Consider the following 16,872-nt stretch of genomic DNA (forward strand, 5'->3'; position numbering starts at 1 on the left):
GGTCAGCCAATCCGGTCAGAGGTGAAATAAAAGAGAGGCTGGCCCTGACACGGGCCAGCCTCGGAGTGTCGAAGGCTTACTTGATGTAGCCAGCCTTCTTCATGGTGCGTTCGGTGATCGCCTGGGCGTTCGCCAGAGCGTTTTCCGCGCTCACGCTGCCGGCAAGAGCTGCCGAGAAGGCCTGACCGACGGCGGTGCCGATGCCCTGGAACTCAGGGATTGCGACGAACTGGACGCCGACATACGGAACGTCATCCACGGTCGGGTGCTGGGGATCGGCCGCATTGATGCTTTCCAGCGTCATCTTGGCGAAGGGAGCAGCTTCCTGGTACTTCGGGTTCTCATAGAGAGACGTGCGGGTTCCCGGAGGAACGTTCGCCCAGCCTTCCTTTTCGGCGACCAGATCGAGGTATTCCTTGGAAGTTGCCCAGGCCACGAACTTCTTCGCAGCTTCGGTCTTCTGGGAACCAGCCGGAATGGCCAGGTTCCAGGCCCACAGCCAGTTGCCGCGCTTGCCCAGACCCTTGTCCGGAGCCAGTGCAAAGCCGACCTTGTCCGCGACCGTGCTGTCCTTCGGGTTGGTCACGAAGGAAGCCGCCACAGTGGCGTCGATCCACATGCCGCACTTGCCGGTCTGGAACAGGGACAAGTTTTCGTTGAAGCCGTTGTTGGACGCGCCCGGAGGACCGTAGTTGGTCATCAGGTCGAGATAGTCGGTCAGGGTTGCCTTCCAGGCTTCCCCATCGAACTGGGGCTTCCAGTCCATGTCGAACCACTTGGCGCCATAAGAGTTGGCCATGGCGGACAGGAAGGCCATGTTCTCGCCCCAGCCGGCCTTGCCGCGCAGGCAGATGCCATAGACTTCGGCGTTCTTGTCGGTCATCGCGGCCGCAGCCTGCTTGATGAAGTCCCAGGTCGGAGCATCCGGCATTTCCAGACCGGCCTTCTCCATCAGGTCCTTGCGGTACATGACCATGGAGCTTTCGCCATAGAACGGCGCAGCGTAGAGCTTGCCCTCGACGGTCAGGCCGCCACGGATGGCCGGCAGCAGATCGTCGACGTCATAGTCTGCGCCCATGTCATCCAGCTCGACCAGCCAGCCCTGCTTCGCCCAGATCGGGGCTTCATAGGTGCCGATGGTCATGATGTCGTACTGGCCGCCCTTGGTGGCGATGTCGGTCGTGACGCGCTGACGCAGAACGTTCTCTTCCAGCGTGACCCATTCCAGCTCGATGTCCGGGTTCTTGGCCGTGAACGCATCGGTCAGCTTCTGCATGCGGATCATGTCGCCGTTGTTCACGGTCGCGATCGTCAGCTTCTCGGCAAGGGCCGGCGAAACAGCGAGCGTCAATGCGGTCGCGCCCAGAAGGACGCGTGCGAATTTGGTCATGATTTCCTCCCAAAGCTCACAGTGTGAACTCACTGTCTGAGCATTTGCTAATCTAGCGGGCAAATACTCACAAAACTCGGAACGAACGTCAAGACACACTGAGAAACCGCCACAAACTTTCGATGCTGCAGCGCGGAAACGAAAATATTTTCAGAGGGTTGGGAGGCCGGGTTTCGGGCGAAACTGTCCGGCAGGACCCAAAATGGTGGGATATGGCACCGGCAAATGTGCCCGATTCCGCGCCTTCGATCAGGCACGGAATGGAGGTGGTATCGGTCGATCGCACGCTAGGATTTTTGGCTGTTTAGGGGGGCAGGATCTGCGGTCATATCCTGGTTGAGCGCATAAGATCGCGTCCGGAGAGAGGGGGCTCTCCGCCACCAGATCTCACAGACTGGTCTTCTGGGGACTGACCTGTCTGGCTTAGCGGGACAGAAGACGCTCGGCTGTGGCCTCGTTGGTGATGAGCCCGCTGATCAGGCGGCCGGTCAGAGCGCCATGGATGGCCTTGACCTTCATTTCACCGGCGGCAATGCCGATCACGGACCGGCCGACCGCCGGGTTGAGCGGCGCGCTGGCAACCCGGTCATTGGTCAATCCGTCGACCAGCTGTCCGCCTGCATCGAACACCCAGCTGGTGATTTCGCCGACTGCTCCGGCTGCGGTCAGGTCATTCAGCTCCTGCCGGTTGATGAAGCCGTCCACATAGAGCGGCGCGGTCTCGTCCATGTTGCCGATGCCGACGAAGGTGACGTCCGCCTGTTTGGAAAGCTCCAGGATATTGTGCACCGGCTCAAGGTTATGGAGCAGCGTGCGTTCTTCCGTCGATCTCGCAAAGACCGGCAGCGGCATCGGATAGTGCTTGGCGTTGACCCTGTCCGCCATGCGGATGATGACGTTATAGGCCGAGGCCGAGCCGTCGAAATTCATGTTGCCGAGCAGCGACACGATCTTGTGCTGCGGACAGTCCATGGAAGGCAGCTGATCGACAGAGGAACGCAGGGCGCGGCCGGTACCGAAGGCTATGATCTTGGGATCCGGGCACTTCAGATGCCGCTCCATTTCCACGGCGGCCGCCTGGGCAAGGCCGGTGATGGCGGAGGGATTGGCCGGATCGCTGGGCACTACCTCGCAAAGGTCGAGGGCGAACGCCGCTTTCATCTGCTCGGACAGTTCCATGCAGCGGGCAATCGGGTGGTCGAGACGGACCTTGATCAGCCTTTCACTGACCGCCAGGGACACGAGCCGCTGGGCGGACTGGCGGGAAACCCCAAGCTTGCGGGCAATCTCGTCCTGGGTGTTTCCGGCGACATAGTAGAGCCATCCGGCGCGGGCCGCTTCGTCAAGACGAACCGTCTCATTGTCAGACTTTCCGGCCATGCTCGGGCTCCCGCTCTCAGGTGTCGTGCGTTTTCAAATGAGGGGCCATATCAAAAAATATGTCCCAGGTCTCGAAAAACGGCACTGGCGGCGTCACAGGCGCCTTGGCAGCATCGGATGCGTCCAGATGGCTGCCGCCGACGAAATGAGCGACTTTCATGTTGGCAGCCTTGGCAGCGATGAGCCCCGGAATGCTGTCTTCGATGACCAGACAGGCTTCAGGCTCCACGCCGCAGACCTTGGCCGCATGAAGGAAAAGATCCGGAGCCGGCTTGCCGTTTTCTACCAGAGAGGCGGTGAAAACGGCATCCGGAAAATATCTGTCCAACCCGGTCAGTTTGAGGGAATGGGCCGCTCTCGGCGGTGAGCTGCTGGTGGCAACGCAGGCCCGGCAATTGAGCTTCTCCAGAACGTCGAAGATGCCCGGTACCGGTCGCAGCTCCTGGTCAAAGGCTGCCAGCAAATTCTTGCGGTAATCGGCCTCGAAACTGTCCGGCAGTTTGACCTGAAAGTCCGAGCGCACGCTGGCTGCCACTTTCGGAAAGCTGCGGCCAAGGAAATTCGCCTTGAAATAGGGGAAATCCACGTCGACGCCCTGCTCTTTCAACGCCTGCATCAGCACACGGGCGCTGATGATTTCACTGTCGATCAGAACACCATCGCAATCGAAGATCACCAGCTCGATCGGGCCATCAAAGACCGGAGCAGCCGTGTCCCGGGACAGTAGCGGAGAGAATACCATGACAATCGGCCACAGGGTTGCGGGCAAAGCCCTAAGAGACGGAAATCTTATCTGAAAGGCGGATCTTGCGCCAAGAGCCTCTTGGATGTGAGGCGACGGCGCACTTGCTCAGGACAGTGCCTCTTCGACGGCCTTGGCGGCAGCAAGCAGGATGTCGTCTATGCCCCCTGCGCCAATCAACATGGCGCTTAGAACCTTGCCCTGGCTTTGGAACGGCAGAGCCACGCTGCAGCCATCAGCGCTGTTGGCAAGCGAGGGATTGCGCAGGGCAAGCAGGTTGAACCGTCCGAAAGCCTCGTCGTCCTGCAAGTCGCTCAGTGCAGGCGGCAGGATCGGAACGGTGGGCAGCAGAAGCAGATCATCGCCAAGCTCAGCAGCAAAGGCACGGACGAATTCGTAGTGTCGGTTCAGGCTCTGCCGGTAGGTGACTGCAGATATCTCGTCGGCTTTCGCCATTCTTGCATGAACGCGCGGATCAAACTCGCTGGCTCTTGTCTGGAACTGGGTTTCGTAATGGGCACGCGATTCCACCGACGTCAGATGCCAGGCTGCGATCGCCTTGTGCAATTCGATGGCTTCGATGGGTCTTTCGGTGATCTCGAACCCCGCCTGAATCAGTCTTTGCTTCAGGTCATCAAATCCGGCGGCGACCTCTGGGTCGAGAACGTCGAGACCGAAGTTCAGCGGCACGATCAGGCGCCGCGTCTGAGCCTTGACGGGCTCGGCGGGGCGTCCTGCCATGATCTGCCAGGCAAGTTCGCAGGCCGCAACGGTGCGGGCCATGGGGCCGAAACTGTCGAGCGTGTCGGACAGGGCATTGCCGCCTGCCATGGGCACGCTGGCTTGAGAGGGCTTGAACCCGGTAATGCCGGTAAATGCGGCCGGAATGCGAAGGGAACCGCCGGTGTCGCTGCCAATGGCAATGTCGCACAGGCCGAGCGCCACGGCGACCGCGCCGCCGCTGGTGGAGCCACCGGGCGCGCAGCCTGGATAGGCCGGATTGTCCGGGGTGCCGTAATGCGGGTTGAGCCCAAGCCCGGAATAGGCAAATTCCGACATGTTGGTAAGGCCGGTGAACACCGCACCAGCGCTTCTGAGGCGGGCGATGCAGGGGGCATCTGCCTGTGCGGGCTCATTGGCGGTCATGACTTTGGCGGCCGAGCTTGTCACTTCTCCTGCAACATCGAACAGAGCCTTGATGCTGACAAGAGCGCCTGCAAGCGGCAACGCGTCACCAGCTTCTGCCACACTCACCGCCTGAGCTCGGGCCGTATCAGTAAACGCACTGATGTAGACGGACGCTGCCGAGGGATCGGACTTGATCCGGGCAAGAGCTGCCTCAAGACGCTCAGGCGCGGAAGCCGCTGCCCAGGAAAAATCCGTTCTCGAAGTCATTGCGCCCGCTCCCGCTTGCTCTGTCGTTCCACAATCCGGCTTAGCCGAAACGGCATGGCTCTTGTAGTCCAAAATGCAATCGCACCGCCTTGAACTGGCGATTGCACTTCCATCCCTAGCGGAGAAAGAAAGGTGCAGGATCTGTAAGCGCAATTCGGTCTCCGGGCCCTGTTTCACGGATTAATTTAGCTGGATAAATAACTCCGTGAAACATCATATGACAGCGGAAACGCTCGTCGTTTCTTGCCTTTAGGTCCCGGCCGCCTTAGACAGTTGCCACGCAGTTCGGCAGAATGGGGCGCTAAGACATGAAACAAATGGTCATCATCATGGGCGTTGCCGGTTGCGGCAAAACGACGGTAGGCGAGCGGCTCGGCGAAGCATTGGGCTGGTCCTTCCTGGATGGTGACAGCCTTCATCCTGCCGCCAATATCGAGAAAATGTCTGCAGGCACGCCCCTCACCGATGAGGACCGCTGGCCCTGGCTGGACATTGTCGGGCAGGAGTTGGCGCGAAGTGCCGGATCCATGATCATCGGGTGTTCAGCGCTCAAGCGCAGCTACCGGGATTGTATCCGCAAGGCTGCCGGTGGACCGGTCACTTTCGTGCATCTGGCCGGAAGCCGCGAGCTGATCGGCGCGCGCATGCAGTCCCGTCCTGGACACTTCATGCCGGTCTCCTTGCTTGAGAGCCAGTTTGCCGCGCTTGAAGCGCCTGCTGCGGACGAGGACGTGGTGACCGTCGATATCGCCGAAGATCTGGATACATCCATCAGCCGGCTGAAGCAGCATTTCACGTCTTTAAAGGCTTGAACAATCCCTTGAGGATCCAGTCATGAACCAGTCCCTGTGCCTCATGTCCCTCGTCGTTCGAGACTATGACGAGGCGATCGCGTTCTATACGGAGAAACTCGGTTTCGAACTGATCGAGGACACCTATCAGCCCGAGCAGGACAAGCGTTGGGTCACTGTGCGGCCGAAGGGACAAAGCGGGGCTTCGCTGCTTCTGGCAAAAGCCTCGAAGCCGGAACAGGAGCCCTTTGTCGGCAATCAGGCTGGCGGGCGCGTGTTCCTGTTTCTGCAGACCGATGATTTCTGGCGGGATTACAAGCTCTATCAGGACCGGGGCATCGAGTTCGTGCGGCCTCCCAACGAAGCAGACTACGGCACCGTCGCGGTGTTCAAGGACCTCTATGGCAATCTCTGGGATCTGGTGCAGTTCACCGGTCCGAGCCGTCTGGCGGGCGGTGCCGGATAAGCGCGCCTGAAATCCCGGATCTGACGGTTCAGTCAAAAGCTCCGGAGCGGCCGCGCATCTTCTTGATTTCGCCGCGCTGCTTTTTTGTTTCCAGCCGGCGCTTCTTTGATCCAAGCGTCGGCTTGGTTGCCTTGCGTGGCTTGGGCCGTTCGCAGGCCTTTTCCAAAAGGGCCACCAGCCGTTCAAGCGCGTCTTCGCGGTTGCGCTCACGGGTGCGGAACCTATCGGCCTGGATCAGGATTTCACCGGAAAGGATCAGCCTGCTTCCGGCGAGCCGTCCTGCCCGCGCCTTCACGTCTTCCGGTAGCGTGTCGTTGCCGGCAAGATCGAAGCGAAGCTGGACGGCGGTGGAGACCTTGTTGACATTCTGGCCGCCCGGGCCCGAGGCGCGGACAAAATCCTCCGACAGGTCTTTTTCCGAAATGGCAAACCGGTCCGTCACTGCGATCCGTCGACGCCCAAGGCCACGGCTGGGAGGCCGGTTTGGCGCCTGATTTGTCGCAGGGGCCGTCGCCCTGCCCTGCGCCCGGTCAGCTGGTTGGCCCGAAACTTTGCCCGAACTTTTGCCTGAACCGTGGTCCTGAAATTGACCACTCTCTGTGCCGGGCACCGTTCCCGGCCCCCGGCCAGGATTGCCATTTTGCCCGTCATTGCCAGCCATTTCGTTCCCATTCCGCGCGTGTGAGTCGCTCCAAGGCTGCCTCAACTCGCAGGCACGGTCAAAAGTACTGGAGAAAAAACGGTGCCCTGGACTTTCGTTTGTCCTTCAACGGTCCTTCGGAACCAGCCCGAGCCCGCTGAGCACCATGGCAATCACGGCTTCTTCAGCCCCCTTGCGGAAGTCCGGATCCTGCAGGGTGCGGCCGGTCAGAACCTCGATCTGGGTCTGGAAATCCGCATAATGCTGGGTCATGGCCCAGATCAGGAAGATCAGATGCACCGGGTCTGTCTGGCGGATCTTGCCCGCGGCCATCCAGTGCCGGATGACCTCGGACTTCTCCGCGACCAAGCCTTTCAGATCTTCCTCCAGAACCCGCCGGATACGCGGCGCGCCCTGCATCACCTCATTGGCGAAAAGCCTCGATGCTTCAGGCCGTTCGGCGGACATCTGCAGCTTCTGCCGGATATAGGCGGAGAGTTCCGCCGCCGGATCCCCTTCCGGATCGAGACTGCGCAAGGGCGCCAGCCAGACGTCGAGAATATGTTCCAGAACCGCTTCGTAGATGTCCGGCTTCGACGCGAAATAATAGAGCAGATTGGACTTGGACATGCCCGCCTCGCCCGAGATTTTCTCGATCGTCGTGCCGGAATAGCCGTACCTGGAAAACTGGCCGAGGGCCGCATCCAGGATCTTGGCCCGGTTCATCTCCTGAATCCGGCTCAGTCCCTCCGGGCGCGGCTTCCTGGTCTGGCGTTTTGCCCCGCTCATGCCCCGCTCCCGTTCTTCTGCTTTCCAAGACCTGCCGGCCGGATGCCGACGCCTGCCAGAATGATTGCCACGACAGTTGCCTTGGCCGTCTCGAACTGGGCATCGCTCAGCGGCGCGCCATGGTTCAGCGTGTGGATCTGGTGGTTGAAATCCGCATAGTGCTGGGTGGTGGCCCAGATCATGTAAAGCAGACTGCGCGGATCGATCGGGGCCATCCGGCCTTCCGCGATCCAGCGCTTGATCACGGCAATTCGCGTGTCGGTCCAGTCTCCCAGGGTCGTCTCCAGATAGTCCTGGATGACGGGAGCCTTGTGCAGGATCTCGTTTGCCCAGACTTTGGACCCCATCGGGTGCTGACGGGAGATGTCCATCTTGGCGCTGATGTAGCGGGTCAGCGCCTCCTCCGGATCGTCGCAATCATCGAAGGTGTTGGCCGCATCCAGCCAGATCTGGAAGATGTTTTCCACCACCTGCCGGTAGAGCGATTCCTTGGTCGAAAAATAGTAATGCAGGTTGGCCTTGGGGATGCCTGCCCTGTCGGCGATCTTGCCGGTGGTCGCGCCCTTGAAGCCGTATTCGGCAAACACGTCTTCTGCCGCCTTCAGGATCAGGCGCTCCGTCTCGGCCCGCGCGAGAGAGCGCGGCGTCGGCAGGGCTGCGTCCTGGGCGGACATTGGGCTTGAAGCCGTGGATTGGGGCTTTTCGGGCAAGTTCGGTCCCTGATCAAGTTTTCAGCATGCCGATTGAATTATCATCTTGACCGTTTGGTCAAGTCTTCATAACGTCTTCTTGACCGTTTGGTCAGGTTTCGTCTGTCTCTCCGCAGCATTGCCGCGGATCTGTGGCGGCACCTGTCCGCTGACGGAAGAAGATACAAACAAAATGACGGGATGCTGGAAAACAGCACCTGGGTGCCGGAACAATGGCACCGCTCCAGAGAATGTACCGGCGCTTCAAAAGGGGACTGGCAAGTCCCTTGGAAGATGTCACAGTGGGAACAGCCCGGGTGGCCAGCCTGTCGCGGGAGTCTGATCGGTAACCGGATCTGCCGGACCTGACAGCCTCGGACAGAGACAGGAAGCTTCTCCGCGCCCTTTAGAACCAGCAGATCCGGCCCGCAGACCCCGCGTGCCGCAAGGAGGACGTATGTCGAATCCGACATCAGCCGCGACAAACAATCTGGAAGCATTCTGGATGCCGTTTACGGCAAACCGGCAGTTCAAGCAGGCGCCGCGCATGTTCGTTGGCGCCAAGGACATGCATTACACCACGTCCGATGGCCGCCAGGTGCTGGATGGCACGGCAGGCCTGTGGTGCTGCAACGCCGGCCACAGCCGTCCGAAGGTGGTGGAAGCGGTGCAGAAACAGATTGCCGAGCTGGACTACGCACCGGCCTTCCAGATGGGGCACCCCAAGGCCTTCGAACTGGCTGCCCGCCTGGCAGCGATGATGCCGAGCCCGCTGAATCATGTGTTCTTCACCAATTCCGGCTCCGAGAGCGTCGACACGGCGCTGAAGATCGCCCTCGCCTACCAGCGGTCCATCGGTCAGGGCACCCGGACCCGTCTGATCGGCCGTGAGCGCGGCTATCACGGTGTCGGCTTCGGCGGCATTTCCGTTGGCGGTATCGTTTCCAACCGCAAGACTTTCGGCACCATGCTCACTGGCGTGGACCACATGCGCCACACCCATGATCCGGCACGCAACGCCTTTTCGCGCGGCATTCCGGAACATGGCGCGGAATATGTCGAGGACCTGATCCGCATCATCCAGCTGCACGACGCTTCCACCATCGCAGCCGTTATTGTTGAGCCGGTGGCCGGCTCCACCGGTGTTCTGCTGCCGCCGAAGGGCTATCTGGAACGTCTGCGCAAGATCTGTGACGACAATGGCATCCTGCTGATTTTCGACGAAGTCATCACCGGCTTCGGCCGTCTTGGTGCGCCGTTTGCCACCGATTTCTTCGGCGTTACGCCGGATCTGGTCACCACCGCCAAGGGCATCACATCGGGTGTGATCCCGATGGGTGCGGTCTTCTGCTCCTCCTCGATCTATGATGCCTTCATGAATGGTCCGGAGCACATGATCGAGCTGTTCCACGGCTATACCTATTCGGCCCATCCGGTTGCCTGCGCCGCAGCCCTCGGCACCCTGGACACCTACGAGGAAGAGGGTCTGCTGACCCGTGCGTCCGAGCTGTCCCAGTACTGGGAAGACGGTCTGCACGGCCTCAAGGATTGCCCGCATGTCATCGACATCCGCAACCTCGGCCTGATCGGCGCGATCGAACTCGAGCCGATTGCGGGCGAACCGACCAAGCGTGCCTTCTCTGCCTTCCTCAAGGCCTATGATGACGGCATCCTTATCCGCACCACCGGCGACATCATCGCCCTGTCCCCGCCGCTGATCATCTCGAAGGCTCAGATCGACGAGCTGTTCGACAAGCTGCGCAAGGTGCTTCACGCCATCGCTTAAGGAAACAGACGAGAGGCGGCGCTCTTTTGCTGCCTCTCGCTCGCCTTGAATGACGAAGCCTCAGCCTGACAGGAAACCATTTCCGGGAAGGATCCAGCACGTGACCAGACCTCAAGCCACTGCAGAACTGCTGATCGATGATGCGCGCGTGCGGGTCACGCGGTTTGACTTCGCACCCGGCGCCGAGACCGGCTGGCACAGGCACGGCATGGACTATGTGATCACGACGCTGACCGAGTGCCGCATGGTGCTTGAGGAGCCGGATGGCACCTCCCGTGAAGCCCTCATTCCCGCCGGCACGGTTTACCGCCGTCATGAAGGCGTCGAACACAATGTAATCAACGGCGGGGACGTGCCCATGTCCTTCGTCGAGACCGAATTGAAATAGGAGACTTTCCAAGATGGCAGCCCCAGGCGAAAACCTTCGGATCAACGGCGACCGGCTGTGGGACAGCCTGATGGAAATGGCGCAGGTCGGACCAGGCATCGCGGGCGGCTGCAACCGGCAGACCCTGACCGATGAGGATGCCGAAGGCCGCAAGCTGTTCCAGAAGTGGTGCGAAGACGCAGGCATGACCATGGGCGTCGACAAGATGGGCACCATGTTCATGACCCGGCCCGGAACCGATCCGGATGCCCTGCCCGTCTATGTCGGCTCACACCTCGACACCCAGCCGACCGGCGGCAAATACGATGGCGTCCTCGGCGTTCTCGGCGCGCTGGAAGTCGTGCGCTCAATGAACGATCTCGGCATCAAGACCCGGCACCCGATCGTCGTCACCAACTGGGCCAACGAGGAAGGCGCGCGCTTTGCGCCTGCCATGCTCGCCTCCGGCGTCTTTGCCGGCGTTCACAGCCTCGAATACGGCTATGGCCGCAAGGATCTTGAGGGCAAGACCTATGGCGAGGAGTTGGAGCGGATCGGCTGGCTGGGCGACGAAGAAGTCGGTGCCCGCAAGATGCACGCCTATTACGAGCTTCACATCGAACAGGGCCCGATCCTGGAAGCCGAGGGCAAGGACATTGGTGTCGTCACCCATTGCCAGGGCCTGTGGTGGCTGGAATTCACCCTGACCGGCAAGGAAGCCCATACCGGCTCCACGCCCATGGCCCTGCGCGTCAACGCAGGTCTTGCCATGAGCCGTATCCTGGAAATGGTACAGGACGTCGCCATGAGCGAACAGCCGGGCGCGGTCGGCGGCGTTGGCCAGGTCAATTTCTCACCGAACTCCCGCAATGTCCTGCCGGGCAAGGTCGTCTTCACTGTCGATATCCGCACGCCCTCCCAGGAAAAGCTGGACCGCATGCGGGCGAAGATCGAGGCGGAGGCAGCCAGGATCTGCGAAGATCTCGGCGTTGGCTGTTCTGTCGAGGCGGTCGGCCATTTCGATCCGGTCACCTTTGACGAGGAACTCGTCGGCAATGTGCGCAAGGCTGCCGAGCGTCTTGGCTATTCACACATGAACATCATCTCTGGCGCCGGACACGATGCCTGCTGGGCCGCCAAGGTGGCGCCTGCCACCATGGTCATGTGCCCCTGCGTCGACGGCCTCTCCCACAATGAAGCCGAGGAAATCTCCAAGGAATGGGCCAAGGCCGGAACGGACGTGCTGTTCCATGCTGTGCTGGAAACGGCGGGGATCGTGGAGTGAGAAATAGACTTGCACGCCCCGGCGTCAGGTCGGGGCAGTACGGGATCAGGTCGCCAGCATTGAAATCTAGCTTGGAGAACACTCCAAGAAGAGTGCAGATTTGTATGACCCTGAAAAACTACGGAGAACAGATGTGGTCTTAACTAGAAAATCAATTGGCTACATTTCCGTTCTTTCTGCTCTGGCAGCAACTTTCGATGTGTCCCAATCGTTTGGAAGCGAAAGAACTTTCGCAAGCCTCAAAATTGGCGAGACTGCATACGCTTGGATTGAAGACTTGTGCTCGGTCCCTACCGGCGGGGAAAAGGAATTCACGTCAGTATTGAAGTCGAACAACAAGGTGCGCTCGGAGCCTCCACAAGGAGTTCCGTTCATGGTCGTCTACGGAGCAAAAGATGGAGCATTCCTGATGATACATGCTCCTGTCGGGTCGACCAATCCAAATGACGTTATCCTAGCCCACTCAAGAATTCATGCAGGAAAAGATCGGGGCTGTGTTCCGGACGATGGGCCGATTCCTGTGCTGTTTGGTTTGGATGGTTTTTCGAAGTTTGATGAAGATTTATCTGTTCTGGACGTCCCCAAGTAGTCGCTTTTCCAAAGCGGGAAAACTGGGAACTGAACTATTCAGGAGCAAGAAATGGCAACAAAGGTGATCAAGGGCGGGACGGTGGTAACAGCCGATCTGACCTATGCAGCGGATGTGAAGATCGAGAACGGCACCATCATCGAGATCGGGCCGAATCTGTCCGGTGACGAGACCCTGGATGCCACCGGTTGCTACATCCTGCCGGGCGGCATCGATCCCCACACCCATCTGGAGATGCCCTTCATGGGCACCTATTCCGCCGACAATTTCGACAGCGGCACCCGTGCTGCGCTGGCAGGCGGCACCACGATGGTGGTCGACTTCGCCCTGCCCTCGCCGAACCAGTCCCTGCTGGAAGCCCTGCAAATGTGGGACAACAAGTCCTCCATGGCTCATTGCGACTATTCCTTCCACATGGCGATCACCTGGTGGGGTGAACAGGTCTTCAACGAAATGGAGACCGTCGTCCGCGAGAAGGGCATCAACACCTTCAAGCATTTCATGGCCTACAAGGGGGCCCTGATGGTGCAGGACGACGAGATGTTTGCCTCGTTCCAGCGCTGTGCGGAACTTGGTGCCATGCCGATGGTTCATGCGGAAAATGGCGATGTGGTTGCAGACCTTTCCGCCAAGCTGCTGGCAGAGGGCAATAACGGTCCGGAAGCCCACGCCTATTCCCGCCCCACCCAGGTGGAAGGCGAAGCCACCAACCGCGCCATCATGATCGCCGACATGGCGGGCGTGCCGCTTTATGTGGTTCACACCTCCTGCGAGGAAGCCCATGAGGCGATCCGCCGGGCCCGCCAGGCCGGCAAGCGCGTCTATGGCGAGCCGCTGATCCAGCACCTGACGCTGGACGACAGCGAATACATGAACAAGGACTGGGATCATGCTGCCCGCCGGGTGATGTCGCCGCCCTTCCGCAACAAGCAGCATCAGGACAGCCTGTGGGCGGGTCTTGCCAGCGGTTCCCTGCAGGTGGTCGCCACCGACCATTGCGCCTTCACCACGGACCAGAAGCGCTATGGAGCCGGTGATTTCACGAAGATCCCGAACGGCACCGGCGGCCTCGAAGACCGCATGCCGATGCTATGGACCTATGGGGTGAACACGGGCCGCCTGACCATGAACGAATTCGTGGCGGTGACTTCCACCAACATTGCCAAGATCATGAATGTCTATCCGAAGAAGGGTGCGGTGCTGGTCGGCGCGGATGCGGATCTTGTGGTCTGGGATCCGGAAAAGACCAAGACGATCTCGGCCTCCAGCCAGCAGTCGGCCATCGACTACAACGTCTTCGAGGGCAAGACCGTCAAGGGCCTGCCGCGCTTCACGCTGACCAGGGGCCGCGTGGCGCTGGTCGACGGCGAGATCAAGCCCGCCCAGGGCCATGGCAAGTTCGTCAAGCGTGAGCCCTATCCGGCCGTCTCCAAGGCGTTGTCCACCTGGAAGGAACTGACGGCTCCCCGCAAGGTGGAGCGCAGCGGCATTCCCGCCAGCGGCGTGTGAGGAGAGCAACCAGGTGCTGCAAGCTGCTAGATTAACGAGATGAGTACGAACTCATCTGTAGATCGGGCTTTACATGCTATCGCAACCTATGCCGAATTTTTGGGCTCGCTCCTGACCGACGAGCGCTTTCTTTTCGTCATAGTATTCGGTGTTATTGTCCCATTTCTTGGAATTTGGGCAATTATCGCCATTCTTTCGCGATGGCTGCACCCATTTTGGGGGGCAGGCCTCGGTCTCCTGTCAGCGGTGGGCTGTGCCTACTATGCGTATTCGGAAATCCAGTTTTGTAATGCACCACCAACACTAGTAAGCAATTCCGGAGATCCGAATGATCTAGGCATGGTCATCTTCAATTGTGATGCTCCTTGGGGACTATATATTGTGGTTTATGCCAATTTCCTGCTCCCAATTTTGTGCGTCGCTCTAGTAATTCTTACTATAATGCACTTTAGAAGCGGGTTGAAACAAACGCGAAGGGTTGGGGACAAGGCCTAAATGAGCAGCGTAATTGACATCGAAAAACTGTCGCTCACCTTCCAGACCAATGACGGCCCGGTGCATGCGCTGTCCGAGATCGATCTGAAGATCGAGGAAGGCGACTTCGTCTCGTTTATCGGTCCGTCCGGTTGCGGCAAGACCACGCTTCTGCGTGTCATCGCCGACCTGGAACAGCCAACCGACGGCACCATTTCCGTCAATGGCATGACGCCCAATCAGGCCCGTCTTGCAAGGGCTTATGGCTATGTGTTCCAGGCTGCGGCGCTCTACCCCTGGCGTACGATCGAGAACAACATTGCCCTGCCTCTGGAAATCATGGGCCTGTCCAGGGCCGAGCAGCGCGAGCGTATCAAGCGCAACATGGAGCTGGTGAACCTTTCCGGCTTTGAGAAGAAATACCCCTGGCAGCTCTCCGGCGGCATGCAGCAACGCGCTTCGATTGCCCGCGCCCTCGCCGTCGAGCCGGACCTTCTGCTCATGGACGAGCCTTTTGGCGCGCTGGATGAGATCGTCCGCGACCATCTCAACGACCAGCTTCATCAGCTTTGGGAGAAGACCAACAAGACCGTCGTCTTTGTGACCCATTCAATCCCGGAAGCAGTCTACCTCTCAACCAAGATCGTCGTGCTCTGCCCCCGCCCCGGCCGGATCTATGACGTGATCGAAAGCGACCTGCCCCGTTCGCGTACGCTGGACATTCGCGAAACCCCGGAATTCCTCAAGATCGCCCATCGTGTGCGTGAGGGGCTGAAGGCGGGGCACAGCTATGAGGATTGAGGCCTCTGAAGCGCTCGGGTTCGCCTCCAGTCCGGCAACAGTATCGGCACGCCTGACGAGAACAGACGTTGGGGAGCGCACGGAGTTCGAATTCGCGCAGCGTTGTCGTTGGTACGACTTGCTTGCAATTCCGTTGAGCATACTGATGGCTGGAATGTTGGTGTGGGATTATGCAACAGGGTTACCGCGGGCGCTCCCAACCTTTGAATGGCAGCACATCACGTTGGCAGCATTGTTCTTTCTCTTTACCATGTACTTGTACAGGTGGCTTTTGCTTTCCTTTCTGTGGGGTAAGTTTGGTGCAAGGGTCATCGAGGTTGGTGATCGCGTTGTGATGTCAAACAAGCTTTTCAACGTGAAGGTTAAATACAAGTCTTTCAGAATGGCGAAGGTTGTGAGTGCTGAAGTTTGCCATCGTGATGACGGGAAAACGGACGGGACAGCTGAAACCCCTGAACCTGGTCAGTATTTTGTCCGCCTCCGGTTCCCGAGCACAACTTTCATGATTACCGACTGGATAGAAAAATCAGAAGCAGCAGCGATTGCTGAAGGCATCAACCAGAGACTCCCGGATGGGAGGACTATTTAATGGCGCGGACAGCCACCCAGACCGGGCAGGAAAAGGTTAAAGTAGATGCAGGCGTGGTATACGATCCAAATCACTCAGAGCGCCTGAGTTTTTCCTATTTTAAGCGTTCGAAACGAGTGGAACTCAAAGGCTCCCTCGATGGTCCCGTGTTCATTTTTTTGACGCTCACCTACATAGCTCTCTCAACTGCCGTCATGGTCTATTTTTCACTGCCGCAATCATCGATATTGGCTTTTATAATTCTGTTCGCGTTCTGGGAATATTTAAATCGCACTAAATATCCGGTTTCGTTTTCTTTTATTATTACGAAATCGAACATCGATTTTATTCGAAGAAATTTCTTCTTGATGAAGCGCCGTGTTTTTCAAAGCGACGCGATCGAGCGAATAATTGTAGCGCCGGTTTCTGTAACCAGGCCAATTCCGGGCAGGCCTTATGCAAGAAAAAAATATCGCGTCGAACTTGAATACGCTGGAAAGCGAGAAGTTATCCTCTCAGGAGCCTGTCATGCGGAGGCGAATACTGTCGCGTTCGAAATCGTCAGATCCACACCGGTTGAGAATATTGAATTCTACGAAACAACCCCAGGCTTGCTTCCCTTGAGCATTCAGGGTCCCCTGGAAACTCAAAGCCAATTGCCCGTGATATCTGACGATTCCAATAGTGGCAAGGTTGAGTTTTGTCCTGACTCCGGCGAGGTAAAAATATACTCTAGGGTGAAATTCAGCCTGAATATGTTGAACGCATTTGTTGCCATGTTTTATTTTTTCCCAAAATTATTTTTTGACGATGTTGGATTTGTAGATTTTATTGCCTATTTACTTATAATTTTCACTCCTTTTATTTTATTCGCCTGCATGCTTTTGCAAGACCTCACTTTTCGTGAGGTTGTCGCGGTCGACGGGGACGATTTGCGCAAATCATCCAGCTCATTATTTTCCTCGAAGGACGTTTTGTTTGAGAGATGCCTGATTTCGAATATATCCGTTTGTTCTGAAATTGATGAATACCTCTCCGAAGAGGATGTGAAGACCAAACCTGCGTTCAAGGTCAGATTTGACTACGGGCTTTCAACACACAGTGTTGGTCGCAACCTGACGTATTCTGAAGCCAGGAAAGTTGAAGAAATTCTCATTCAAATGACTTCTGACAAGGGCCTCAGCATAACCGACAGGAGTGCCGCATGACTG

General features: G+C 58.4%; 17 protein-coding genes. 10 read left to right on the top strand and 7 right to left on the bottom strand.

Features of this window, described 5'->3' with window-relative positions:
* Window positions 1-76 precede the first annotated feature (76 nt).
* From BUA94_RS13860 to BUA94_RS13875, 4 genes are all read right to left on the bottom strand, one after another.
* Window positions 77-1,390, bottom strand: a complete 1,314-nt coding sequence (locus tag BUA94_RS13860) for an ABC transporter substrate-binding protein (protein ID WP_073013934.1) — start codon at window positions 1,388-1,390, stop codon at window positions 77-79.
* 423 nt (window positions 1,391-1,813) lie between these two features.
* Entirely contained in the window at window positions 1,814-2,770 is a 957-nt protein-coding gene (locus tag BUA94_RS13865; RefSeq protein WP_073013935.1) for a sugar-binding transcriptional regulator, read from the bottom strand.
* Window positions 2,771-2,786: 16 nt separating this feature from the next.
* Window positions 2,787-3,512 (bottom strand): HAD family hydrolase, encoded by a 726-nt coding sequence (locus tag BUA94_RS13870; protein WP_073014371.1) that lies wholly within the window; start codon window positions 3,510-3,512, stop codon window positions 2,787-2,789.
* Between the two features lie 108 nt (window positions 3,513-3,620).
* Window positions 3,621-4,907, bottom strand: a complete 1,287-nt coding sequence (locus BUA94_RS13875) for an amidase family protein (protein WP_073013936.1) — start codon at window positions 4,905-4,907, stop codon at window positions 3,621-3,623.
* A 308-nt stretch (window positions 4,908-5,215) separates the two neighbouring features.
* Between BUA94_RS13875 and BUA94_RS13880 the strand changes: the two genes are divergently transcribed.
* Entirely contained in the window at window positions 5,216-5,719 is a 504-nt protein-coding gene (locus tag BUA94_RS13880) for a gluconokinase (RefSeq protein ID WP_073013937.1), read from the top strand.
* A gap of 22 nt (window positions 5,720-5,741) precedes the next feature.
* The gene (locus BUA94_RS13885; RefSeq protein WP_073013938.1) at window positions 5,742-6,164 is read left to right on the top strand and encodes a VOC family protein; all 423 of its coding nucleotides are present in this window, start codon (window positions 5,742-5,744) and stop codon (window positions 6,162-6,164) included.
* A gap of 28 nt (window positions 6,165-6,192) precedes the next feature.
* On the opposite strand, the gene arfB is transcribed toward BUA94_RS13885, so the two are convergent.
* The 3 genes from arfB to BUA94_RS13900 all read right to left on the bottom strand — a co-directional run bounded on the left by arfB (window position 6,193) and on the right by BUA94_RS13900 (window position 8,267).
* On the bottom strand, window positions 6,193-6,612 hold the full coding sequence (gene arfB, locus BUA94_RS13890; protein WP_073014372.1) for an alternative ribosome rescue aminoacyl-tRNA hydrolase ArfB: 420 nt from the start codon (window positions 6,610-6,612) through the stop codon (window positions 6,193-6,195).
* Window positions 6,613-6,930: 318 nt separating this feature from the next.
* A complete protein-coding gene (locus BUA94_RS13895; RefSeq protein WP_073013939.1) occupies window positions 6,931-7,593 on the bottom strand; it encodes a TetR family transcriptional regulator C-terminal domain-containing protein in 663 nt (220 codons plus the stop codon).
* Window positions 7,590-8,267 (bottom strand): TetR/AcrR family transcriptional regulator, encoded by a 678-nt coding sequence (locus BUA94_RS13900; RefSeq protein ID WP_073013940.1) that lies wholly within the window; start codon window positions 8,265-8,267, stop codon window positions 7,590-7,592. Before BUA94_RS13900 ends, BUA94_RS13895 begins: the two co-directional genes overlap by 4 nt.
* 472 nt (window positions 8,268-8,739) lie before the next feature.
* Here BUA94_RS13900 and BUA94_RS13905 point away from each other — a divergent pair, with 472 nt between their 5' ends.
* The 8 genes from BUA94_RS13905 to BUA94_RS13935 all read left to right on the top strand — a co-directional run bounded on the left by BUA94_RS13905 (window position 8,740) and on the right by BUA94_RS13935 (window position 16,869).
* Entirely contained in the window at window positions 8,740-10,068 is a 1,329-nt protein-coding gene (locus tag BUA94_RS13905) for an omega-aminotransferase AptA (protein WP_073013941.1), read from the top strand.
* A gap of 49 nt (window positions 10,069-10,117) precedes the next feature.
* Window positions 10,118-10,456 (top strand): cupin domain-containing protein, encoded by a 339-nt coding sequence (locus tag BUA94_RS13910; protein ID WP_208980102.1) that lies wholly within the window; start codon window positions 10,118-10,120, stop codon window positions 10,454-10,456.
* 13 nt (window positions 10,457-10,469) lie between these two features.
* Complete coding sequence (locus BUA94_RS13915; protein WP_073013943.1) at window positions 10,470-11,720, top strand: Zn-dependent hydrolase; 1,251 nt, start codon at window positions 10,470-10,472, stop codon at window positions 11,718-11,720.
* A gap of 100 nt (window positions 11,721-11,820) precedes the next feature.
* Window positions 11,821-12,309: a hypothetical protein gene (locus tag BUA94_RS23340; RefSeq protein ID WP_139251138.1), complete on the top strand. Its 489-nt coding sequence runs from the start codon at window positions 11,821-11,823 to the stop codon at window positions 12,307-12,309.
* Between the two features lie 51 nt (window positions 12,310-12,360).
* On the top strand, window positions 12,361-13,818 hold the full coding sequence (gene hydA / locus BUA94_RS13920; RefSeq protein ID WP_073013944.1) for a dihydropyrimidinase: 1,458 nt from the start codon (window positions 12,361-12,363) through the stop codon (window positions 13,816-13,818).
* 495 nt (window positions 13,819-14,313) lie between these two features.
* A complete protein-coding gene (locus BUA94_RS13925; protein WP_073013945.1) occupies window positions 14,314-15,093 on the top strand; it encodes an ABC transporter ATP-binding protein in 780 nt (259 codons plus the stop codon).
* 145 nt (window positions 15,094-15,238) lie between these two features.
* Window positions 15,239-15,682, top strand: a complete 444-nt coding sequence (locus tag BUA94_RS13930) for a hypothetical protein (RefSeq protein WP_139251139.1) — start codon at window positions 15,239-15,241, stop codon at window positions 15,680-15,682.
* Window positions 15,682-16,869 carry a hypothetical protein gene (locus BUA94_RS13935; RefSeq protein WP_073013947.1) on the top strand — a complete coding sequence of 396 codons (1,188 nt, stop codon included), beginning with the start codon at window positions 15,682-15,684 and terminating at the stop codon, window positions 16,867-16,869. Before BUA94_RS13930 ends, BUA94_RS13935 begins: the two co-directional genes overlap by 1 nt.
* Window positions 16,870-16,872: the final 3 nt, after the last annotated feature.

It is taken from the genome of Roseibium suaedae, from assembly GCF_900142725.1.
In the GTDB taxonomy this organism is placed as follows: Bacteria; Pseudomonadota; Alphaproteobacteria; order Rhizobiales; family Stappiaceae; genus Roseibium; species Roseibium suaedae.